Here is a 21,733-nt window from a genome sequence, read left to right as displayed (position 1 = left end):
CATGACAAGGCATCAAAAGATTGCTTGCACGTTTCTGCTTTTTATATTCACTTTTGTAAGTGTCGCACAGGAAAAGCAAAAATACTTAGATCAGCGCCAGCTTGATGCGGTTGCTGATCAACTTATTGCAAATTTTGAAAGACTGGATGCGATCTCCATTGATGTTAGAGATCGTAGTCGTTCTGTAAAATGGGATACTTATAAAAATTGGTTGAGAACTTCAATTAGTCAGGCAAGAAATTGGACTGATTTCGTGTTAGCCATAGATAGCTTTCACTATGGGATCACCAATTTACATTCTTACGTTGAGGTGGCCAAAGAAATCAGAACATTATCCCCAAAAGGAAGGCCATCGTGGCCTGCTATCCCACTTGGCTATACCTACCCACAATTAAGCTTTTTTGATACTCAAACAGATAAGTCAATCATGTCATTGAACGGACGGCCTATTGCAGACATTTTTGAAAAATTCGTAAATTATTATTGCAACGACTTACATCAACAAGGCTGCCTAAATCGTTTCACGAAATATATAGTTAAGGGCTATCGGTTCGCAGAGAGCCAGAAACAAATTACCGTGGGTTACATCGATGGCAGTGAAAAACTGTTTGATAAACATTCGTCATCAATAGCTTCAAAGCCCTCGTCTAAAGGATGTGAAAAATATAGGAATATACTTGACCTTAAACTTATATTTCAGGGTGCGCAGTCTTGCCTATTCAGATACAAAAAAGATTATTTGCTAAAAATTCTAGAATTCGATAATTGGGGAAATAAATTTGACGATTTTTATTGCTCAAAGCCATTTGAAGTAGGTATGTGTACAGATATTAATTCCATTAATGCAATCATCAACAAAACACCAGCCGCAAACCTACTCATAGATTTGCAAAACAACGGTGGCGGCTCCGAAAACACACCTTGGGTTGCTGCTCTAACGGCAAATGGATTTGTGGATAACTTAGTCGAATACAAAAATATAGGTGAGATTAGCCAAACGAGTATTCGCCAAGCCATGTTTTATGGCAGTGACTATGCCGAAGATTGGTTTGCTCAATTAAAAGAAAACCAGAAAGAAAACAACTTTCTACCTGCACGTGGTGACTTTTGTCGGGGCTCAAACACATGTTTACCAACATTGATTAAATCGAACCCAAATCATATTAAGTTTAACCGGTTGGTATTGATAACCAATAGCAGATGTGTGAGTTCCTGCGACGATTTAATTTGGCGCTTAAAGGCATTTTCTAATGCAAAAGTAGTGGGGCAAATGCCGTCGACTGACGGCACATATGCAAGGTTAATGGTCTATGTAATCCTCATGTCTGATGGGGAGATCGCGTCAATTATTAGCGGAGAAGGTTTGCAACAAGATTTTTCTCAAGGCCAGTTGCTTTTTGAGTATCGAGTCCCTGTTACACGAACAGTGTCATTAAATGGCATTAGGCTTGAGGGAAATACTAATGTTTTGGATATCGAGTTTGACGTGAATAAATCTAATTACTTATCGATAGAAGAAGACAACATTAAGCGCGCTCTTCAGTTGGTTTCATCGAAGTGACCCTGCTACATCTAGCTATTATACCAACTAAGCGCACCGAAGACTGGAGGCTAACACGCCACCAGCGAAGAATAGCTGGGTAATTCATTTATTCCAACTCATCCACACCGTACTTGAAACACATTTTTTGCCATGGTGAATTTTCAGTCTTTGAATTCCAAGACTGAAAAAGTTGCTGATATCACACTCTTTACAAACCCATTTTCGAACAGGTTCTTGGAGTTTTCGAAGTATCATTATGCAGCAACGTTTAGCAGTTTCTGAACATGGGGCTTTTCGTTATTTTCAGCAAACCAAGCATCATAATTTGCTTGAAGATTTATCCAAACGGCTACATTACTATCAATCGACAACGCTATTCTTTGCGCTATATCAGGCGTGCAAGGAGTACGTCCGTTGCAAAACCTACTCATGGTAGTTCTTGACAACCCAAGGGCTTCTGCCGCTTTAGATACTGTAATATTGTTTTCATCCAACACAGTTGTTTTAAATACAAGCCCAGGATGGGTGGGACATCTAGTCATTTTTTCCATTTTATTCCCCTTACTTTCCAAATGATTTTGGATCCTATTTTTTCGCTTTGATCTGCTTTCCGTGATAGTCACGGTAGTCAAGCAGAACAGCACCATCATCTTCGATTTCAAACGTCACTCGCCAGTTACCACTCACGTCTACTGAGTAAACTCCTGCTCCCGAACCGACTTTTTCCCTAAATTTAGGTCCATATATAGCTTTCATATCTTTTGGATAGTGAGATGCTTGAATGATATCTAACATAATTACAAGTTTGTCAGTATGGATCGGCTGGATACCACTACTATCGCCCTTGTAAAACAGCTTTTTCAGTCCTTTATGAGAGAAACTTTTAATTGCCATTTACGCTCCTTGGTCTGAATACAAAGTGTAAACCAATAGTTTACACTTATCAAATTATGCATAACTTTTGAAACCTAGGTAGGTTAAAATGGCTTCTTGCTAAATCATCAGTAATTGTTTTAAGCGGTACTTTCTAAATAAAACAATAAACAAAAGCCAATGTACATTGAAAAAACCTTTATCCATTATTTCTACACCTCGCACTGAAGACTGGTGGCTAACACGCCACCAGCAAAAACTGAAGGAGCTTAAGGCCAGTGACCAACCTATCGATATCTTGTTTCTCGGAGACTCAATCACTCATGCGTGGGAAGTAGAAGGAGAGGAATATTGGCAACAACATTTTGTGCATCCCAAGGCATTTAATCTTGGTTTTGCTGGGGACAGAACCGAACACTTGTTGTGGCGTATACAAAACGGTGAGTTAGACAGTCTGTCACCCAAATGGGTCGTTTTGTTAATGGGTACGAATAACGCGGGGCATAGACTTGATGCTCCAGAAGACATAGCGGCAGGTGTTCAATCAATATTAGATGAATTACGTCATCGGCTGCCAACAAGCAAAGTATTGCTTATGGCAATCTTTCCACGTAGTAGAAACACTAATAAACCCATGCGCCAGCGAGTGGATGCTAGCAATGCTTTAATCAAAACATTTACCGATGGCAAACAAATACATTGGTTAGATATCAACCACCAATTTCTGACTGAGAATGGCGTATTACTGGAATCGGTTATGCCTGATTTACTTCACCCTAATGCCACCCAATATCATAAATGGGGTCATGCTATTTTATCCTATATCGAGCATAACTAAGTCCCTCTAATATTCCAACTGTGTGAAATTTTACATTTATGTAACGGTTTGTTACGTATTCGAGTCAAATAACTGTTCTTAGCCTATTGAGTGCCATTCAAACAATGCAATACACTGATGTGATTAATAATAAATATAAAAAACAACGGCAGAGGAAACAATAATGGAAAGACGCGATTTTATTAAAATCGGAGGTGTAGGTGTGGGCGCATTAATGCTGCCCATAACTGGCATCGCCATTTCAGCAGAGCAAATGTTAGATAAACCCATGGACGTAGCCTATAAAAAGAAGCTCGCAGATATTGCTCTTAATGCAGCTAAATCGGCTGGAGCAAGCTATGCAGATGCACGTATTGGCCGCTATCTAAACCAATTTGTAACCACCCGTGAAACCCGTGTCGATAATATTGTTAATACTGAGTCAGCAGGTATTGGTGTTCGCGTAATCGCAAATGGAACTTGGGGTTTTGCCTCTACTTCAAATATGACCCCAGACAGCGTGGCTAAAACGGCCGAACGTGCAGTCGCCGTGGCTAAAGCCAACTCTAAATTTCAGACAATGCCGGTTAAGCTTGCACCTGTTAAAGGTGTGGGTGAAGTGAGTTGGCAAACACCTATCACCAAAAATGCGATGGAAGTGCCCATTAAAGACAAAGCTGATTTGTTGCTCGCAGCTAACGCTGCTGCCATGGATAATGGTGCTAACTACATTACCTCCATGCTATTTTTAGTGAATGAACAAAAATATTTTGCCTCAACAGACGGCTCTTATATTGATCAAGATGTGCACCGCTTATGGGCACCGTTTTACGCCACTGGCATAGGTAAAAATGGCTTTAAACAACGCAACGGTTTAGGCAATCCTGTGGGCATGGGCTTCGAATATTTAGATGGTCTAGAAAAAGATAAAATCAAAATTACGGGTGCTAACGTGGGGTATAACAACTCCTATGACTTGGTTGAAGATGCTGCTGCTGCAGGTAAGCAACTGAAAGAAAAACTGAAAGCAAAATCAGTTGAGCCGGGCAAATACGATTTAGTGTTAGATCCTGCACACCTTATGTTGACCATTCATGAATCGGTTGGGCATCCCTTAGAACTCGATAGAGTATTAGGTTACGAAGCCAATTATGCAGGCACCAGTTTTGCTACCTTAGACAAATGGAAAAGTGGCAAATTTCAATATGGCTCTGACAGGGTTAACCTGTTTGCAGATAAAACCCAACCTTATTCATTAGGCAATGTTGCTTATGATGATGAAGGTGTCAAAACCAAAGACTGGGACTTAGTCAAAGACGGCATTTTAGTTAACTATCAAGCGACGCGCGATCAAGTCCATATGATTGACCAAAACGAATCACATGGTTGTAGTTACTCCCAAAGCTGGCGTGATGTGCAATTTCAGCGGATGCCCAATGTATCTTTAAAACCTAATGAAAAAGACATTTCAGCTGAAGATGTAATCAAAGACGTCGAAAATGGTATTTATATCGCAGGTCGTGGGTCGTTCTCAATCGATCAACAAAGGTACAACTTCCAATTTGGTGGGCAACTGTTTTACGAAATCAAAGATGGAAAAATCACTGATCAGATTGAAGATGTGGCTTATCAGTCCAACACCCAAGAATTTTGGAACAGTTGCACCCAAATGGCTGGCAAATCAGATTATCGTGTGGGTGGTTCTTTCTTTGATGGTAAAGGTCAACCTTCACAGGTTAGCGCGGTTTCTCATGGTTGTCCGACTACGAGATTCAACAACATTAACGTCATCAACACTGCGCGTAATGTGTAAGTCGGTAACCCTTTAGAAGGAATTCAAATTATGACTATTTTATCTGAAAAAAACGCCAAAGAGTTACTGACCAAAGTATTAAAATACTCTAAAGCTGACGAAATTGAATGTAACTTAGATGGCAGTATAGGCGGCAACATTCGTTATGCCAGAAATACTGTCTCTACAGCTGGCGAAGAAAGCGATCTGGTGCTAGCAGTACAATCCACTTTTGGCAAAAAAACCGGCACCGCGACTATCAACGAGTTTGACGATGCATCACTTGAAAAAGTAGTGCGCCGCTCTGAAGAGTTAGCCAAACTGGCACCTGAAAATGCAGAACATATGCCTTTATTTGGACCACAAAAATACTCGCCTTCTAAAACTTATTTTGAGTCCACAGCAAATGTCACCCCTGAAAATAGAGCACAAGCTGCCGAAGACAGCATAGTGCCGTCGAAAAAGAACAAACTGGTTGCTGCAGGCTTTTTAGAAGAGTTTGTGACGTTTAGCGCCATAATAAATAACAAAGGTTTGTTCGCATATAATAAATCTACAGATGTAGACTTTTCTGTGACTATTCGCACCGAAGACGGTAAAGGCTCTGGTTGGGTTACACGTAACTTTAGCGATTATTCATTGTTAGACACCGCTAAAGCGTCAAGCATTGCGATTCAAAAGTCTAAAGGTTCGGTTGACGCCAAAGCGATGGAGCCAGGCAAATACACCGTGATTTTAGAGCCTGCAGCTAGCGTTGGATTATTAGGCAATATGGTGCGTAATTTTGCTCAAAGAGGCGCGGATGAAGGGCGTAGCTTTTTAAGTTACAAACTAAAAGAAGGCGAAGATGCTGAAAAAGCCCCTAAAAATAAGTTAGGCCAAAAAATGTTTGATGAAAGAGTCAACATTTACACTGACCCGAGCCACCCTATTGCTCCAGCAGCCCCTTTTTCGGGAGACGGCTACCCACGCAATCGCACCGATTGGATCAAAAACGGCACAGTAGTCAATATGCCTAATTCACCTTATTGGGCGAAAAAAACGGGGGTGGCTTACGTTCCTCGTGGAGGTAATATCATTATGGATGGGGGCAACGAATCCTTAGAAGAGATGATAAAAAATACCCGTAGAGGCATTTTGGTCACACGCCTTTGGTATATTCGCTCACTCGATCCACAAACCTTGCTATATACCGGGTTAACCCGCGATGGCACATTCTATATTGAAGATGGCAAAATAAAATATCCCATCAAAAACTTCCGTTTTAACGAAAGTCCGATAGTGATGTTAAACAATATTGAAGCCTTAGGTAAACCTGAACGTATCGACGGCAATATGATCCCGCCGATGAAAATCAGAGATTTTACTTTCAGCAGTTTATCTGACGCGGTATAAACAATTAGCCACAAGTTACACAGAATAGTTTGTGGCTATTTATTTACCCTATATCCCTATGGATCGCCGTCACTTTATTCGCTCTGGTTGTGCTGTTGCTGTTTTAGCCGCATTACCTTTAGCTGTGCGCAGTCAAAATAGTGAATACGACTTTTACTTTACCCGCTTGAGTTACGAATCAGGTAATTGGGAAGTTGATGAACGTATGCCCGCGAACGTACTCAATTCCTTAATTGAGTACACCAGTTTGCGAGTCGATTTACAGGAACGAGTGATCCCACTGTCCGATCCTAGTATGTTAAGTGCACCCTTTTGTTATATGGCAGGCCACAGATTAGTGCAGTTTAACTTGCAAGAGAGACAACACTTTCAACGTTATGTTGAAAACGGCGGTTTTGTTTTTGTAGACGACTGTAATCACGATATTGACGGCATGTTTGCCAAAACGTTTGAAGCACAAATGGGGGATATGTTTGGCCCAGAGGCGCTAAAAAAAATTCCTAATGAACATCCATTATATTCGTCTTTTTTTGAATTTGACGGGCCACCACGCACCTCAGTTGAGCTAAATGGTTGGGGTGACGATTTGGTTCACGAATACCTCAAAGCTATTGAAATAAATGGCAGAATAGCCGTGTTATACAGCAATAAAGACTTGGGCTGTGAATGGGATTACGACTTTAGAAACAAACGCTGGCTAAAAATCGACAACACCAAGTTTGCAGTCAACATTGTGATTTACGCAATGACGGCTTAAGGGCAGATACGAGCTGCGAGCTTCTAGCTACGAGCTAAAAAAACCAAAAGCTTATAAGATTTTGTCTTTAGCTAGAGGCTCGTAGCTCGCAGCTCGTAGCTTTTTCCCACATCAACTTTAAGAGATTTTATGAGTAGACAGAATTTATCCGAACAAGACGTTCTTGTATTACTGGACAAGCTGGCTCTGGTTGAGCATGAAGTTGGTAAAGTGATTGTTGGACAGAAAGAGGTGATCCAGCAATTGTTGATCAGTATGTTAGCTGGCGGGCATTGTTTGTTAGAAGGTGTACCAGGATTAGCTAAAACACTTATGGTCAATGCCTTAGCAGAAACGCTCGAGCTGGGATTTAAACGCGTGCAGTTTACGCCTGATTTGATGCCCAGTGATATTATTGGTACTGAAATATTAGAAACCGATCATGAGTCAGGCGACCGTTTCTTTAAATTTCAGCAAGGCCCCGTTTTTACCAACATTCTATTAGCCGACGAAATCAATCGTACCCCGCCTAAAACTCAAGCAGCGCTGCTGGAAGCCATGCAAGAAAAGAGCATTAGTTACGCGGGAACCAGTTACGCCTTACCAAAGCCGTTTTTTGTGTTAGCCACGCAAAACCCTGTTGAACAAGCAGGTACTTATCCTTTGCCTGAGGCGCAACTTGACCGCTTTTTAATGTTTATAAAAGTGGATTACCCCTCTGAGTTAGAAGAAATAGAGATTTTGCGCCGCACCACAGGTAATACCCAAGCCACGTTAAATGCGGTACTCAATGCACAACAGATTATCAGCTTGCAACATGTGGTCAGAGATATAGAAATATCTGAACCACTGCTGGTATACATCAATCAACTCGCCCGCAATACACGCCCTGGCAATAGTCAGTCATCAGCTGTTAATCAATACGTGCGCTGGGGAGCAGGGCCTCGTGCAGGTCAAGCAATGGTGTTGTGTGCCAAGGCTAATGCGTTACTGTCAAAACGCTTTGCCGTTACCATGGATGATATCAAACAGGTGGCCCATGGGGTGTTAAGACATCGACTATTATTGAGCTTTCAAGCAGAAGCGCAGAATATATCCAGCGATGATGTGGTGGATGGTTTATTAAAGGATTTAGCACAGCCAGTCAGTCCTTTTGGCGCTTCTTCCCATTATTCCCCAACGTCACCCGCGGTTTAACATGTTAAAAAGCGGATAGCATGCAACCACTTATTGACCCACTTGTACTCGCCAGTATCAAAGATATGCCTTTGGTAGCAAAGACGGTTGCCGAAGGCTTATTGCATGGATTACATGACAGTGTGCAGCGCGGAACAGGTCTAGAGTTCAGCCAGTATCGCGCCTATGAACCTGGCGATGCTCTTTGCAATATTGATTGGAAGTTATTTGCACGCTCAGACCGATATTTTGTGCGAGAAGCAGAGCGTGAAAGCAATATCAATATTTGGCTAGTGTTAGATGCCAGCGCATCTATGTTGCAACGTTCGTCTGAATCTAGCTCTGACTCTCATTCTAAATCAAAATCTAACAAAGGCTGGCATAAGTTTGATTATGCTAAACACCTGTTGGCCACTATCGCTTACATCGCACACAAACAAAGTGATGCGGTCGGTTTATTGGGACTGTCGAGTGAGAGTCTGCACTTTTCGCCCGCTTTAACAGGTAAACAACACTGGCAAAAATTGCTGCTGCAACTCAGTCAGATGTCTACTGGTTCGGTGTTCCCGTCGCCACAAATGTTGCAACGCCACTTAAGCCGCATGCACTCTAATAGTCTTATTTTTGTGCTCAGTGATTTTTATCAAAAGGACAATGAAATAGTCGATTTCATGCAAAGTTTGGTCAGCAAAAAAACCGAGGTGATTGCAGTACAACTAGAAAGTGATGATGAACTTAAGTTCCCTTATAAAGGACAGATTCGCTTTGAAGACAGAGAAAGTAAACAACAGGTTTTAGTCTCTGCAGAAGAAGTAAAAAGCGACTACCTGGTGGCACGACAAACCTGGCAAGAAACGATGAAAAAAACCTTTAACCAGCTCAACATTCAGCATTGTATCGCCAACATTGACCAGCCATTAGACAAAACATTACATCAGTTTTTAGCGGCAAGGCAAAAGTTACGATGAACATTTGTTCTTTGTTGGCCGAGTAAGAGACATGTTTAATATGCCTTTTATATTAGAATCACCCTTAGCCATGTGGGGTTTGTTAACCTTGCTTATCCCACTGGGTATTCACTTATTAAGCAAAGCCCGCCCTAGGGTTATCGCGTTTGCACATATCGCATTTATCAAAGTTAGCACCTCCCCCGTGTTACGACAGCTCAGATTAACCCAGTTAATTTTACTGGGGCTACGTATGGCGATGTTAATGCTTGCGACCTTGATACTCACTCAACTGTATTGGCAGAACGTCAATCTACAGGTTAACTCACATATATTGTTAACCGAAGACTGGCTAAACCATGCCACAGACATCGAAAAGCAAACATTAATTGACCAAGTTAAAGGTTCAGATTTAGTCCTTATTAGTAGCAACAACCGCAATATCAATACAGCAGAATTAGCACAGTGGTCGACGAATTCCCAACAAACACCTGTACTTAACTTATGGAGTAAAGTAGCCGACTATACAGCACAATTGGCAGCTGATTCATCGATAACCGTGTATACAACAAATCGCCTGAAACACTTTATAGGAAGTAAAGTACCGCTACCTAGACGAGTTCAATGGCAGGTGAAAACAATACCTGTAGAGACTGTCGTTCAAGAAAATTTAGTTAACATAAAAGTGATATACGATAATTCGAGCGAACCATTATTAGTCTATTTACGTGCGGCGTTTGAGGTGATCAACACACAAGATAAATTAAGTGCCAAGGTTGATTATGATACGAATAACATATCAAGTGAGAACAGTGGGCACTTACTAATTTATGACAAAATAATTGACCTGAGAGAACAGAGACTGACTCAACAAGGTCGCCCTTTTGAATTACCGTGGCAACATACATATATCACTCAAGCAGCGCTTAACAATGTTAAACAAGCGGACTTTGCATTAACCCTAACTCGGTTATTGTATTCATCACAAAGCCAAAGTTGGTGGTTAGAGAATGCTCGATTATCAACGGGGCAAATTATTCAAAACTTAGCAACGGGTGGCAATCAATTAGTGCCCTTACCTTTTAAAAAACAAACTATCAAAGCGTCACCCAGTAAAAATACTCATGGGTCATCCTTACATATTTGGCTGGTTTTGATGTTAATCGGCATATTTATTCTAGAGAGAATATTAAGTGAATGGCCAAACTGTCAACTCAAAGCTGGGGTGGATGAATAATTGTCTAGTTCGCCAAACACAGAAAACAAAACACTGAATAAGATTGTCATTCACCTTAGGCGAAGATGGTTATGGCAAAAACTCGCATACACCCTTTTGATTGGCATTTGTGTCGGTATACCTGTTTACTGGATCACTGATTGGGTTGTTTGGCCAATCACAGCAGTTGTTCTCATGATAAGTTTTGCTGCGTTGGTGTATTCACGAAGTAAACAATATCAAAATATTACGGCGAACAAAATACTGCTACATCTGAATCGACAATTCAGCGAATGTGAAGAAAGTGCAGAACTGATTTTACTGCCAAATAGCACTCTAACGACCTTGCAACAATTGCAAAAAAACCGAATTCAGCCGCAAGTAGACAAATTATTAACCACCGGTATTGATTCACACTTACCAAAGTATTCATCCACTAAGCCTTTACTGCTTAATGCTATAGCGTTACTCATTTTTACATTGCTGCAAATCATCCCGTCAGGTCTTTTAATTGAAAATGATGCCACTAAGACTCAAGAGATGAGTGACCTCTCTAAACCTATCAAACCTATTCAATTTGAGGTTAAAAGTATCACTGTCACTGCACCCAGTTACACCGGTTTGGCACCTTGGCAAACATCAGACTTGAACTTAGCATTAATTGCAGGCTCAACCGTCACATGGCGACTTCAGTTCACAGGCGTCGCTGAGGTCAATGAGGTTAATGGGGTCAATAAGCAAAAGAATTTGTCTATTATGCTTCCAGACAAACAACGTATCTCGCTCATTAAACAAGCTGACAATGTTTACTTAAGCAGTGCAACGTTAAATCAATCAGGTGTTTATCATATTGCTGTTGATGAGATAATGTTGGGTGATATACACACCCTTGCTGTCACCGCAGACACCAAACCGAGCATTCGTTTTATCGCGCCCACTGGGACGATTACCGAATTAGCTAAAAATGCCATTCCTAACGTGCAAGCGACAGTATCAATCGAAGATGACTTTGGTATAGGGCGTGTTGAAATACTGGCGTCTATTGCTAGTGGCTCTGGAGAAGCGGTCAAATTTCGCGATCAAAGCTTCCAATTTGATACCCAATCAGAGGTCGAGGACAAAGCATATTTCTTTAAAAACTGGGATTTAGTTGAACTGGGTATGCAGCCCGGTGACGAACTATATTTCAGTATTAGAGCCTGGGATAACCGCCTGCCAATTGCTCAACAAAGTCACTCCGCTAGCAAAATCATTCGGTGGCTCGAAGAAGAAGAACAGACAGTGTTAGCAGATGGCTTGCTCATGGATTTTATGCCAGAGTATTTTAAAAGTCAGAGACAAATTATTATCGAAACCAAAGAATTAGTCGCCGACAAACCAAATATCTCCATTGAAAACTTTAATCGCATATCTCGTGAACTAGGCGCATCACAAAGCTTTCTTAAACAAAAATATGGTCAGTTCTTAGGTGATGAATTTGATAGTGGTACTCTTCAATCAATGGAGGCCGGCCCCGAGATAACACATGATGGACATGACGAATATGCCAATGAAAAATCACCACAAACGGCTGCGGAACATGAACACGATGGCGCAGAGCATCAATCAGAGCAGACTGATAAATCTGGCTATAATCAAATTATTGAGCAGTTTGGACACGCCCATGGTGAAGCCGACGATGGCAATTTCATCAAAAAAGGACTGCCAAGCCCCAAACTACTTATGAAACGCGCCATTGCCAATATGTGGCAGGCTGAATTGCATCTACTGCTATCAGAACCTGAGCTTGCCCTACCCTTTGAAAGTCAAGCCTTGGCTTTCCTAAACCGAGCTAAACAAGCCGATCGTATTTATGTTAAACGTTTAGGCTTTGAACCGCCCCCAGTATCGGAAAAACGCCGTTATCAGGGTGATTTATCAGACATCCTTAGTTATCAGCGTGATGAACAAACACTTAAAACAAACTCAACTATGCCATCAATGCCATCAATTGTATTTTTACTTAATACACTCAACCAACACTCGGACCAATGGAGCTCTAAAGCCTTAACAACTGAGCAAACAAAGAGTCTAGAAAACGTAAAAGCATATTTTTCTGAGCAATTAACGGCAAATCCTAATGACATTAATTTTATCGCTACCTTGGAAAAAATGCAGCAAGCCAACTCTTTTGATTTACATAATTGTAAGGGTTGTAGCACCGCTCTGATAAAGAAGTTGTGGCAAACATTGCCTTCGCCTATCGCGGCACCAACAACGCGACAAACAACCTATTCTTTACAGAACACTATGCTGCAACAGTACCAGGCATTTTTACAACAGCATGAAAAAATGCAGAAAGTAGTGCGAGAAACAGTACTAAAAAAAGAGCTAGAAAAAGTGCTGAAAAATGAGTCGCAACCATGACTTTCTCACTAGGGTTATTTTCTCACTATCCAATAACAGCAAGTGTCTCGATGTTACTGTTGATGATTGGCTTAATGATCAGTTGTTACTTTGCTAAGCAACGTCTAAAACACAAAAGAATCAGGCTGGCGGGGGTGTTAGTCGTTAACACTGTTGCCGCTTTGATGGTGGTTGGATTGGCCTTTGATATACATATAATAAGTAACCAAGCGTCAGTCACTTATCTCGTGACTAAAGGCACAACGCCTCAACAGTTAAACAAAATAGACAGAGAACAATCTGTTTTTGTACTTCGTGAGGCAGTTAAATCCATAGATGACCACAATATATTAGATGTCGCTACCCTACTTGATGTTCCATCACAATTGTTATCTCACCAACCTAGGTTTGATAATCTGCATGTCTTAGGCGATGGGCTTAGTTTAACCCAGTGGCAAGATCTGCAACTTTTGATGGACGAAGCGTTTGCGAATATTTCAGTGACCTTTACCCCATCCAAGCCAGCTGTCGGACTAGTGAATATGCAATGGTCGAAAGAGTCTGTTGTAGGACAATTTATCGAAGTACAAGGGCAACTGCAAGGCACTGGTGATCCTGCAGCAGATACCATTTATCAACTGAGTTTGTTGGACCCAGTAGGAGAAATCGTCGATACAATAAGGCTTAAAGCTGCAGAACGTTTTACCTTAAGCTTTCCAGCAAAAATTACTGGGCAGTGGGTCTATCGTCTACAACTATACAAATCTGGCGATACTACACTTTTAGCAGATGAACCTATTGCGTTTTCAGTTACCCAGCCAGCACCTGTTAAAATACTTATTAAACAATCGGCGCCTTCTTTTGAAACGCGACAATTAAAGAACTGGGCGGCGGCATTGGGTAGTCAAATAAGGGTCTTGACACAAATTAGTCAAAATAAAGATATCCAACAAAATATCAACCTAAACACAGAAACATTACCACATATCACCCCAGTATTTAGTAAGCAAACATTAGCTTACTTTGATTGGCTGCTGATTGATGGTCGCGCCTTACTATCACTGCCAGTAAAGCAGATGCATGCCTTGCAAACAGCGATTAAAAATGGTTTGGGTGTATATATTGTTGCCGACAATGAACTCGTCAACGCTTGGCCAGTGGCATCACTTAACTGGCTTTTGGATATTCATATTCAACCTTTAGATGTGGCAAATTATTCAGCTATCCCTAATTGGCCACATAGCAACATTGAACAGGCCATACCATTAGTAAAAGCCACGATAACTTCCGCTGAAAGTTCATATTTGGTACAAAATAACGAAGCCCGAATATTGGTATCTCGTAGCAAAATAGGATTGGGGCAAGTGGCAGTATCACTTATTAATGCTACTTATGGCTGGCAGACTTCGGGGTTGACCGAACAATATAGTCACTATTGGCAGAATGTCATCTATAGCTTAGCCAGACCCAAACAGCCCCCCTATTGGCTAAATACTCAATCCGACACGTTACTTTTGGTCAATCAGGCGGTGCAAAGATGTTTACTCGGTGGTTCAGCTTCCGGTATTGCTACCCATAATCAAAACACGCAGCCCACAATATTGACTGAGGACTTTTTACCAACCGAGCAACAATGCCTCACAATATGGCCCGCGAATGAAGGATGGCACAAGCTTGCTTGGTGGAAAAACAGAGGGTTAGCCAATTCACAACATGATCAAAGCTCGTTAATAAATACTTGGTTATATGCCCATGCTGAGGAAGATTGGCCCGTATGGCAACAAACGCAAAAACAGCACGCGAGCCAAAACATGGCGAAACAACACAACCCAAAGCAGTTTAACAAACAGTCAGTGAAATCCCTTGATAAAGACTGGTTTTGGGGGTTGTTAGTGGTATCTATGAGTATGTTATGGCTGGAACGGAAGCTGTTTTAGCTTAACTTGTAATGTACTAAACCAACATTAAAATTGACGCGACGCCCGTCATGCCAATCACCAGCCAGCGATAGTATTTTTCAGGAATGCGTTTAACTAGCCAAATACCAGACCAAGCACCTAAAGCAATAAAAGGTAAACATATAAGGTTAAGTAGAAAAGAGTTCACATCAATACTTTGCCAACTGAATACATGAAAGGGTACTTTGAACAGATTGATGGCTAGAAAAAACCACGCTGCTGTACCAATATATTCATTCTTAGGTAAACGCATACTGAGTAGATACAGAGCCATAACCGAGCCTGCTAGATTGCCAATCATAGTCGTGACCCCACCCAATAACCCCATCAATAATGCAAACCAAAGATAATCGGGAATGGCGCCTTTGTCACCTTTTTCCATCCACAACATAATGGCCAAACTAACAAAGATAATAACACTCATGATGGTTCTAAATACTTGGTCATCGATTACATTACCAAGCCAAGTACCCACTAATACACCAATGGCTGCAGAAGGGAATAGTTTGAACAAGTATCCCCAGTTGGCATCTCTATGGTAATACTTCACTGCAAACAGGTCAGCCATAATCAACATAGGTAACATAAGACCTGCTGAGCTTTTACCGCCGAACATAATGGCTAACAAAGGCACCGCAAACATGGATATGCCATGGACACCGGTTTTTGCCATACCAATAAAAAACGCCACTAAAAACAGTAGCGCCAAACTAGAATAACTAAGGGAATATCCAAATAACTCCAGCATAGTCACTGTGATAGTGGCGCGAATGTAGCCAGTGTAAGGGTTTGCAAGTCTAGCGCATTTAACTCTATTTCAAGTCCTCTACGGCCACCACTCACATAGATAGTTGGATACTGTTGGGCAGACTGATCAATAACGGTCTTCAAAGACTTTTTCTGTCCAAGAGGACTCACACCACCTAATACGTAACCCGAACTGCGTTGCACTTCAACTTTATCCGCCATTTCAGCCTTTCGACCACCGCAAGCCTTGACAACATTCTTCATACTCAACATAGAATTAACTGGCAGTATGGCAACAACTAGCTGGGTGGCATCGAGTTTAACCACTAGGGTTTTAAATACACGCTCAGGCAATACGCCCAGTTTTTCGGCTGCTTCCGGTCCATAAGAAGCATTACTACTGTCATGGTCGTATTGATGAAGGGTATATTCAATTTTTGCCTTTTTGGCACAGTTAATCGCGGGGGTCATAAGACCATGTTCCAACGACTAATTTTCTACCACACAATTTTTTTGGACTCTGGCTTTGACTTGACGGATCATATTGATATCCCCTTCAGCCTCGGCATCAACCAAATCTAATCGCGAATCTTGGCATCTCAATTTGTTGGCTTGGTTAGCCATGTAAGCTTGATCTTTTTGCTTTTGAACCACACCAGCCACACCAGTATATTCACCTCGGTCTTCTGGGCGTTTGTCTGTTTCGTAAGCGGGTGCTTGATGAGAGCCACAAGCAACAAGTGTTAGGGTTAAAGCGCTAACAATAAAAATTTTATTCACTGAATATTCCTTTTAAATATAAATCACGGCTGTTGAAACTTAAAAACACAAATTCTTAATCTGAACGCACTTTAGCGAGTTCAGGCAGTTCACCTTCAAGACCCATGGCATGTTGAATGATTTTTTGTTTCGTAAATAATGAGTGATTAGCCAAACTTAATCCAGTATCTCTGATTAATTTCTTAACAGATTGATCTCCAGCAAATAAACGCTTAAAACCCTCCATTGCTGCCACCATTTTAACGGCTTCAGTTTTACGCCAACGCTCAAAAGGTCTTAAATTTTTAGCTAAACCAAAATCCTTGTCTTGTTCGACCAACTTAATAATCTGTTCAGCCAAAGCAGCGGCATCCGATATACCTAGATTGGCACCCTGACCAGCCAAAGGGTGGATCGTATGTGCAGCGTCGCCAATAATAGCGACTCTATTACCTACCCACTGGCGTGTGTAACGCATTTTAAGGGGATAGCTTTGCCTGTCACTCACGAGTTCACATAAACCTAAGGTGCAATCAAATGCTGCAGTCAGAGATTTATTAAATTCTTGATTTGAGAGTTTGAGCAGTTCGGCTGCTTTAGGTTCATCTTGTGACCACACAATAGAACAATGATATTCATCCCATAAAGGCAAGAAAGCCAAAGGTCCAGTGGGAGTGAAAATCTGCCTAGCGGTGTGATTGTGGGGCAAAATAGTTTTAACCGTTGCAACTATCGCATGTTGATCATAATCCCAGAATGTTTGTGCTAAGTTTGCTTGTTTTTTGACTATCGAATTAGCGCCATCAGCACCTATGACTAATCTAGCAGTTAACTGGCTATTGTCGTCTAAGGTAATAAAACATTCTTGTTGTCCAAAAACCAATTGCTTAATTTTTTTAGGGGCCAGTAATTCAATATGGCTACTGTTCTGGGCTTGGGTCCATAAACTATGCCTAATAGCCTGATTTTCAACAATATGACCGAGTTGCTTTTTTTGAACTTGGTCAGCAGAAAACGCGATTTTTCCAAAACTGTCTTGATCCCACACTTGCATATTCACATAACTGCATAACCTGTTAAGGTCTAAATGTTGCCAAGCACCTACGTTTTGTAAAATATTCTCTGAAGCTAGCGTAAGTGCACTCACTCGCAACTGAGGATCACCACTTGGCATAGACTCACTAACATGGCTTTCAACAACCGCAACCGAGAGCCCACTATTTTTTAAAGCGAGAGCTTGAGTCAAGCCTACTGTGCCGCCACCCACTACAATAATATCGAATCCACGCATGCTGTTAGCCGCTCTTGTTTAGCATCAGTGCTTCAATATCGCTGATGGTTTTAGGTGCAGCTATAGTCAGATTTTCGTGACCAGTTTGGGTTATCAGTAAATTGTCTTCAATACGAATACCTATGCCACACCATTTGCTCGCAACGTCTGCATCAGGCGCGATATAAAGACCAGGTTCAATCGTAAGTACCATTCCAGGTTTTAGCGGTCGGTCTTGACCATCTATTTTGTAATGACCCACATCGTGAACATCTAAACCAAGCCAATGACTTAGACCGTGCATGTAAAACTTACGATAGGTTTGTTGTTCAATATTGTCGGCTAATTCCCCTTTCAATATATGCAAATCAATCAAACCTTGAGTGATCACCGCAATTGCTACATCACTAGCCTGCTTAATAGTATTGTTAGGCTTAATCATGTCAAAGGCAGCAAGTTGCGCATTCAACACCAGTTGATAAAGTTGCTTTTGCTCCGTTGAAAACGTGCCAGAAACAGGGAATGTACGGGTAATATCCGATGCATAACCTTGCCATTCGCAACCTGCATCAATTAAAACGAGATCGCCGGCTTTTAAAGCTTGATTATTTTCGGTGTAATGCAAAATACAAGCATTATCACCGGCCCCAACTATAGTGCCATAGGCTGGATATTTAGCGCCTTGCATAGCAAATTCATGATGAATCTCTGCTTCAAGGTGATATTCATTTTTACCGGACTCAACAAATTGCATGGCCCGGATATGTGCTTGGGTTGCAACAGCTGCCGCCTGACGCATCATGTTTATTTCATTAGTAGACTTAATTAAGCGCATTTCATCTAGGATGATTCGAACATCGATCAGACTAGAAGGAGCCTGTTTACTTTGTTTTGGGGCATCACGTAATGCTTGCAATAACGAAAACACAAGGTCATCTGCATCATGGTTATGTCCTTGAGCAAAATAGATGTTTTGATGGCCATCAATCAAATCTAATAACTGCTCATCTAAATCATCTAACGCAAAGGCCATGTTGACTGGATATTGCTGCTTGGCGTGTTTTGGACCCACTCTGCGCCCATGCCAAATTTCCATGGAAGGGTCTTTATCTAAGCAGAATAAAACGCACAATCCCTGTGAATATTTTTGATGATTAGACAATACCAACCAGGCTTCTGGCTCAGGGAAAGCACACAAATATTGAAAATAACTGTCTTGACGAAATGGATACTCAGTATCGCGACTACGCGTGACTAAGTTTGACGCGGGAACCAAACAAATACTGTTAGGCTGCATTTGTTCTAATAGACATTTTTGACGAGTTAAAAATTCAGTGTTATCCATGGGCAATGATCTGACTCACTTTACTGTTTACGAAAAAACTAGACTTATTTAAATGAATGTCTTTATAAACGTCTAGTGAACCGTTTTGGGTTCACTTTGTTGTTGTTCCGGTGACTTACCTAACTCGTTAAAACATAACATAGCGGTCACTCTCACATATTCCATCACTTCAAACAAAGCCTGTTCTGACTCCTCATTTTCACTCATTTCATCATCCATACGGGCAATTTCTGCAAAATCGTTTAGGGCTTCTTTGACATCGTCAGAACAACCGGTTAAATCATCCTGATGTAAACCAAAACCAAGCATAAACCCTTGTACCCAATTTAATAAAGCTTGGCCACGCTCGTTTATGGGCGTTGAATCCTCTGGTAAACACAGCACAAGTGCAAAATCGTTTTCTACCAACTGCTGGCATGTACTGTCGAAAAGACTTTTGAACGCTGCGTCTACCTCTTTGGAAAACATCTCACCTTGGTGAATAAAATCAGCGAGGGGCTCTAGCCAATCTTGGCATTCTAATGGCATCCCCCCACCTAACATGCCACAAAACATGCCTTGTACTTCTGCAGCTGTGGTTAAGATATTGTTACGTTCGAGTAACGGAGTTAAAGTATCGAAAAGGTTGGTTGATGTATTCAAAATTCTCTCTCAATCATTGGACCAGGCAATTCTACCACTCTCAAGAAGGCAAATACACGTTAGCGGATGCGATAGGGGTAGTATATCTGACTGCTAACTGATTAAATGGTCATGTTTGAAGGATGACTAGTTATTTACCAGTCAAATAACAAACAGTTTTCTACGTCTCCTGGGATGTTTGCCAGTTCAGTTTTGTCCCTGGCCGATGCTTTTTACCTAGGGAGTTGATTCCACTACTATTGTGCAAGCTTGGCTCGTATCAAGAAGCCTAAGGTAGTGATGATACTTCCGCCCTGAACTTTCGGTTCACGGGCTTATTACTAGACAGCGGCATTTTGGGAGGCATCCAAACTATTAAGAATAGATTGAGACCCGACGTTTTATGAATCAAGAAGAACAAATACAAACTTACGGAAAAGATGTGATAGCAGCCTTGGCTGCTGTGGTTAAATGGAAATATGATGATTTTGATAAAGTGATGCTCGCTGAGTTCTCAGTAGATAAACAAGACCAAGTATTATTTACCTTACAGCAGGTTTTACCTGTGTACTGGGATGTTAAAACCATCAAAAAAGCCCCGGAAGAAGTCAAGCATTACGCCGGTGCATTTTCGAAATTAGTGAAACAACAAAAACTATTCAGTAGCAATATTGAACGCCATCCAAAAGTCATGGCTGCTTGGTGGCCATGGGGTCATGGTGCCACAGTATCTTTAAGATTATTTTTAACCAATACTTCCCCCTATGTCACCAAAACTGGGTTTATGCATAAATTAACCGCCTTTTTACGTAGATAAATTTGCTGTCACAGTAAAAATCAATATAATTGCTTCTGGACCAAATGGTCAACTTTTCAATTAAAGGTTATTATTTGTTTTTATTCGGCTAGAATAAATTCCAAATCAGAACTTTAAAACAAGAGGCAAAGCAGCGCATTATGGCCATTATCAATTTTGGTTCAATCAACATCGACCATGTCTATCAGGTAGATCACTTCGTTCAGCCCGGTGAAACCATCGCATCCAGCCATTACCAGTGTTTACTGGGCGGAAAGGGAGCGAATCAGTCCATAGCGTTAGCTAGAGCTGGCTCTGAAGTTCGCCATGTGGGTAAGATTAACGAAACGGACGTCGCTTTCAAACAAACCATGATCCGTGATGGTATTGATTGTAAACATGTCACATGTACTGAAACCGCTTCTGGCCATGCGATTATTCAAGTCACCCCTTCGGCTGAAAATGCCATAGTATTGTTTGGCGGTGCCAATCATGAAATGACACCTAAAGACATCATGTATGCATTAGATATTGTAAAATCTGCAGATTGGGTATTGACGCAAAATGAAACCAACAATATTGACCAAGTGCTGAGCCAAGCCAAAGCAAAAGGCTTAAAGGTAGCCTTTAACCCTGCACCTATGACAGAGTCAGTCAAACATCTGCCACATGAATGTATAGATTTATTAATTGTCAACGAAGTGGAAGCTGAAGAGATCTCTGGGCGCCAAGATTTAGATAAAATGGAAGACTACTTTCGTCAAGACTGGCCACATGCTGAAGTACTGATTACTTTGGGTAAAGCTGGGGTGCGTATGCTCAAGAAAGACAAAACTATTAACGTGCCCGCTTTTGAAGTTGACGCGGTAGATACAACAGCAGCAGGCGATACATTTATTGGCTATTTTTTATCTGCTTACAGTAACCATGCCGATTCAAAAACCGCATTAATTCGTGCTTGTGCAGCCTCTGCATTGGCCGTTATGAAAATGGGTGCGGCACAATCTATACCTAATAAAGAAGACGTGAATCGTTTTCTCGCTAAACAAAACCTTTCAGGGAGACACTAGATGGGTGCGGCGCAATTTATACTATACCTAATAAAGAAGACGTGAATCGTTTTCTCGCTAAACAAAACCTTTCAGGGAGACACTAGATGGGTGCGGCGCAATTTATACTATACCTAACAAAGAAGACGTGAATCGTTTTCTCGCTAAACAATAACCTTTCAGGGAGACACTAGATGGGTGCGGCGCAATTTATACTATACCTAATAAAGAAGACGTGAATCGTTTTCTCGCTAAACAAAACCTTTCAAGGAGACACTAGATGGGTGCGCCGCAATTTATACTATACC

The 21,733-nt window shown here is 41.3% G+C and carries 20 protein-coding genes and 1 other RNA gene; 13 read left to right on the top strand and 8 right to left on the bottom strand.

Going from position 1 to position 21,733, the window contains the following annotated elements:
• Position 1 precedes the first annotated feature (1 nt).
• Entirely contained in the window at positions 2–1,561 is a 1,560-nt protein-coding gene (locus CXF95_RS27860) for a S41 family peptidase (RefSeq protein ID WP_101201652.1), read from the top strand.
• A 236-nt stretch (positions 1,562–1,797) separates the two neighbouring features.
• On the opposite strand, the gene CXF95_RS27855 is transcribed toward CXF95_RS27860, so the two are convergent.
• Positions 1,798–2,094: a HigA family addiction module antitoxin gene (locus CXF95_RS27855; RefSeq protein ID WP_101201651.1), complete on the bottom strand. Its 297-nt coding sequence runs from the start codon at positions 2,092–2,094 to the stop codon at positions 1,798–1,800.
• A 34-nt stretch (positions 2,095–2,128) separates the two neighbouring features.
• Positions 2,129–2,437 (bottom strand): type II toxin-antitoxin system RelE/ParE family toxin, encoded by a 309-nt coding sequence (locus tag CXF95_RS27850; RefSeq protein WP_101201650.1) that lies wholly within the window; start codon positions 2,435–2,437, stop codon positions 2,129–2,131.
• A 166-nt stretch (positions 2,438–2,603) separates the two neighbouring features.
• On the opposite strand from CXF95_RS27850, the gene CXF95_RS27845 reads away from it, so the two are divergent.
• The 9 genes from CXF95_RS27845 (at position 2,604) to CXF95_RS27805 (ending at position 14,817) form a co-directional block, all read left to right on the top strand.
• Entirely contained in the window at positions 2,604–3,254 is a 651-nt protein-coding gene (locus CXF95_RS27845; protein WP_101201649.1) for a GDSL-type esterase/lipase family protein, read from the top strand.
• Positions 3,255–3,417: 163 nt separating this feature from the next.
• A complete protein-coding gene (locus CXF95_RS27840) occupies positions 3,418–5,046 on the top strand; it encodes a TldD/PmbA family protein (RefSeq protein WP_101201648.1) in 1,629 nt (542 codons plus the stop codon).
• A gap of 30 nt (positions 5,047–5,076) precedes the next feature.
• Positions 5,077–6,420: a TldD/PmbA family protein gene (locus CXF95_RS27835; protein ID WP_101201647.1), complete on the top strand. Its 1,344-nt coding sequence runs from the start codon at positions 5,077–5,079 to the stop codon at positions 6,418–6,420.
• Positions 6,421–6,478: 58 nt separating this feature from the next.
• Positions 6,479–7,177, top strand: a complete 699-nt coding sequence (locus tag CXF95_RS27830; RefSeq protein WP_101201712.1) for a DUF4159 domain-containing protein — start codon at positions 6,479–6,481, stop codon at positions 7,175–7,177.
• Between the two features lie 129 nt (positions 7,178–7,306).
• Positions 7,307–8,353 carry a MoxR family ATPase gene (locus CXF95_RS27825; RefSeq protein ID WP_101201646.1) on the top strand — a complete coding sequence of 349 codons (1,047 nt, stop codon included), beginning with the start codon at positions 7,307–7,309 and terminating at the stop codon, positions 8,351–8,353.
• Between the two features lie 20 nt (positions 8,354–8,373).
• The gene (locus tag CXF95_RS27820; protein WP_101201645.1) at positions 8,374–9,300 is read left to right on the top strand and encodes a DUF58 domain-containing protein; all 927 of its coding nucleotides are present in this window, start codon (positions 8,374–8,376) and stop codon (positions 9,298–9,300) included.
• A gap of 40 nt (positions 9,301–9,340) precedes the next feature.
• A complete protein-coding gene (locus tag CXF95_RS27815; RefSeq protein ID WP_232788080.1) occupies positions 9,341–10,516 on the top strand; it encodes a BatA domain-containing protein in 1,176 nt (391 codons plus the stop codon).
• On the top strand, positions 10,517–12,901 hold the full coding sequence (locus tag CXF95_RS27810) for a hypothetical protein (RefSeq protein ID WP_232788079.1): 2,385 nt from the start codon (positions 10,517–10,519) through the stop codon (positions 12,899–12,901).
• Positions 12,898–14,817, top strand: coding sequence for a hypothetical protein (locus CXF95_RS27805; protein WP_101201643.1), 1,920 nt, complete (start codon positions 12,898–12,900; stop codon positions 14,815–14,817). The genes CXF95_RS27810 and CXF95_RS27805 overlap by 4 nt, the downstream gene beginning before the upstream one ends.
• 16 nt (positions 14,818–14,833) lie before the next feature.
• On the opposite strand, the gene CXF95_RS27800 is transcribed toward CXF95_RS27805, so the two are convergent.
• The 6 genes from CXF95_RS27800 to CXF95_RS27775 form a co-directional block, all read right to left on the bottom strand.
• Positions 14,834–15,586, bottom strand: a complete 753-nt coding sequence (locus CXF95_RS27800; protein WP_101201642.1) for a sulfite exporter TauE/SafE family protein — start codon at positions 15,584–15,586, stop codon at positions 14,834–14,836.
• A gap of 2 nt (positions 15,587–15,588) precedes the next feature.
• A complete protein-coding gene (ybaK, locus tag CXF95_RS27795) occupies positions 15,589–16,056 on the bottom strand; it encodes a Cys-tRNA(Pro) deacylase (protein ID WP_101201641.1) in 468 nt (155 codons plus the stop codon).
• Between the two features lie 18 nt (positions 16,057–16,074).
• Positions 16,075–16,365, bottom strand: a complete 291-nt coding sequence (locus CXF95_RS27790; protein WP_101201640.1) for a hypothetical protein — start codon at positions 16,363–16,365, stop codon at positions 16,075–16,077.
• Between the two features lie 55 nt (positions 16,366–16,420).
• Entirely contained in the window at positions 16,421–17,635 is a 1,215-nt protein-coding gene (locus tag CXF95_RS27785; protein ID WP_101201639.1) for an FAD-dependent monooxygenase, read from the bottom strand.
• Between the two features lie 4 nt (positions 17,636–17,639).
• Positions 17,640–18,959: a Xaa-Pro aminopeptidase gene (gene pepP, locus CXF95_RS27780; protein ID WP_101201638.1), complete on the bottom strand. Its 1,320-nt coding sequence runs from the start codon at positions 18,957–18,959 to the stop codon at positions 17,640–17,642.
• A gap of 72 nt (positions 18,960–19,031) precedes the next feature.
• Entirely contained in the window at positions 19,032–19,601 is a 570-nt protein-coding gene (locus tag CXF95_RS27775; protein WP_101201637.1) for a UPF0149 family protein, read from the bottom strand.
• 163 nt (positions 19,602–19,764) lie between these two features.
• Between CXF95_RS27775 and ssrS the strand changes: the two genes are divergently transcribed.
• From ssrS to CXF95_RS27760, 3 genes are all read left to right on the top strand, one after another.
• A non-coding RNA gene (gene ssrS, locus CXF95_RS27770) (6S RNA) lies at positions 19,765–19,947 on the top strand.
• Positions 19,948–19,983: 36 nt separating this feature from the next.
• Positions 19,984–20,397 (top strand): hypothetical protein, encoded by a 414-nt coding sequence (locus CXF95_RS27765; protein WP_101201636.1) that lies wholly within the window; start codon positions 19,984–19,986, stop codon positions 20,395–20,397.
• 140 nt (positions 20,398–20,537) lie between these two features.
• Positions 20,538–21,446 (top strand): ribokinase, encoded by a 909-nt coding sequence (locus tag CXF95_RS27760; RefSeq protein ID WP_101201635.1) that lies wholly within the window; start codon positions 20,538–20,540, stop codon positions 21,444–21,446.
• Positions 21,447–21,733 lie beyond the last annotated feature (287 nt).

This window comes from Paraglaciecola sp. MB-3u-78 (genome assembly GCF_002835935.1).
Classification (GTDB): Bacteria; Pseudomonadota; Gammaproteobacteria; order Enterobacterales; family Alteromonadaceae; genus Paraglaciecola.
The sequence above is the reverse complement of the archived record's forward strand: the minus strand, read 5'-3'. Positions and strand labels throughout refer to the sequence as shown.

What these genes read in the sequence shown, in the direction of transcription:
- CXF95_RS27825 (WP_101201646.1), top strand. Translation starts at nt 7,307, where the DNA reads ATGAGTAGACAGAATTTATCCGAACAAGACGTTCTTGTATTACTGGAC.
- pepP (WP_101201638.1), bottom strand. Translation starts at nt 18,959, where the DNA reads ATGGATAACACTGAATTTTTAACTCGTCAAAAATGTCTATTAGAACAA.
- CXF95_RS27840 (WP_101201648.1), top strand. Translation starts at nt 3,418, where the DNA reads ATGGAAAGACGCGATTTTATTAAAATCGGAGGTGTAGGTGTGGGCGCA.
- CXF95_RS27830 (WP_101201712.1), top strand. Translation starts at nt 6,479, where the DNA reads ATGGATCGCCGTCACTTTATTCGCTCTGGTTGTGCTGTTGCTGTTTTA.
- CXF95_RS27785 (WP_101201639.1), bottom strand. Translation starts at nt 17,635, where the DNA reads ATGCGTGGATTCGATATTATTGTAGTGGGTGGCGGCACAGTAGGCTTG.
- CXF95_RS27800 (WP_101201642.1), bottom strand. Translation starts at nt 15,586, where the DNA reads ATGCTGGAGTTATTTGGATATTCCCTTAGTTATTCTAGTTTGGCGCTA.
- CXF95_RS27805 (WP_101201643.1), top strand. Translation starts at nt 12,898, where the DNA reads ATGACTTTCTCACTAGGGTTATTTTCTCACTATCCAATAACAGCAAGT.
- ybaK (WP_101201641.1), bottom strand. Translation starts at nt 16,056, where the DNA reads ATGACCCCCGCGATTAACTGTGCCAAAAAGGCAAAAATTGAATATACC.
- CXF95_RS27765 (WP_101201636.1), top strand. Translation starts at nt 19,984, where the DNA reads ATGAATCAAGAAGAACAAATACAAACTTACGGAAAAGATGTGATAGCA.
- CXF95_RS27820 (WP_101201645.1), top strand. Translation starts at nt 8,374, where the DNA reads ATGCAACCACTTATTGACCCACTTGTACTCGCCAGTATCAAAGATATG.
- CXF95_RS27760 (WP_101201635.1), top strand. Translation starts at nt 20,538, where the DNA reads ATGGCCATTATCAATTTTGGTTCAATCAACATCGACCATGTCTATCAG.
- CXF95_RS27850 (WP_101201650.1), bottom strand. Translation starts at nt 2,437, where the DNA reads ATGGCAATTAAAAGTTTCTCTCATAAAGGACTGAAAAAGCTGTTTTAC.
- CXF95_RS27860 (WP_101201652.1), top strand. Translation starts at nt 2, where the DNA reads ATGACAAGGCATCAAAAGATTGCTTGCACGTTTCTGCTTTTTATATTC.
- CXF95_RS27835 (WP_101201647.1), top strand. Translation starts at nt 5,077, where the DNA reads ATGACTATTTTATCTGAAAAAAACGCCAAAGAGTTACTGACCAAAGTA.
- CXF95_RS27815 (WP_232788080.1), top strand. Translation starts at nt 9,341, where the DNA reads ATGCCTTTTATATTAGAATCACCCTTAGCCATGTGGGGTTTGTTAACC.
- CXF95_RS27855 (WP_101201651.1), bottom strand. Translation starts at nt 2,094, where the DNA reads ATGGAAAAAATGACTAGATGTCCCACCCATCCTGGGCTTGTATTTAAA.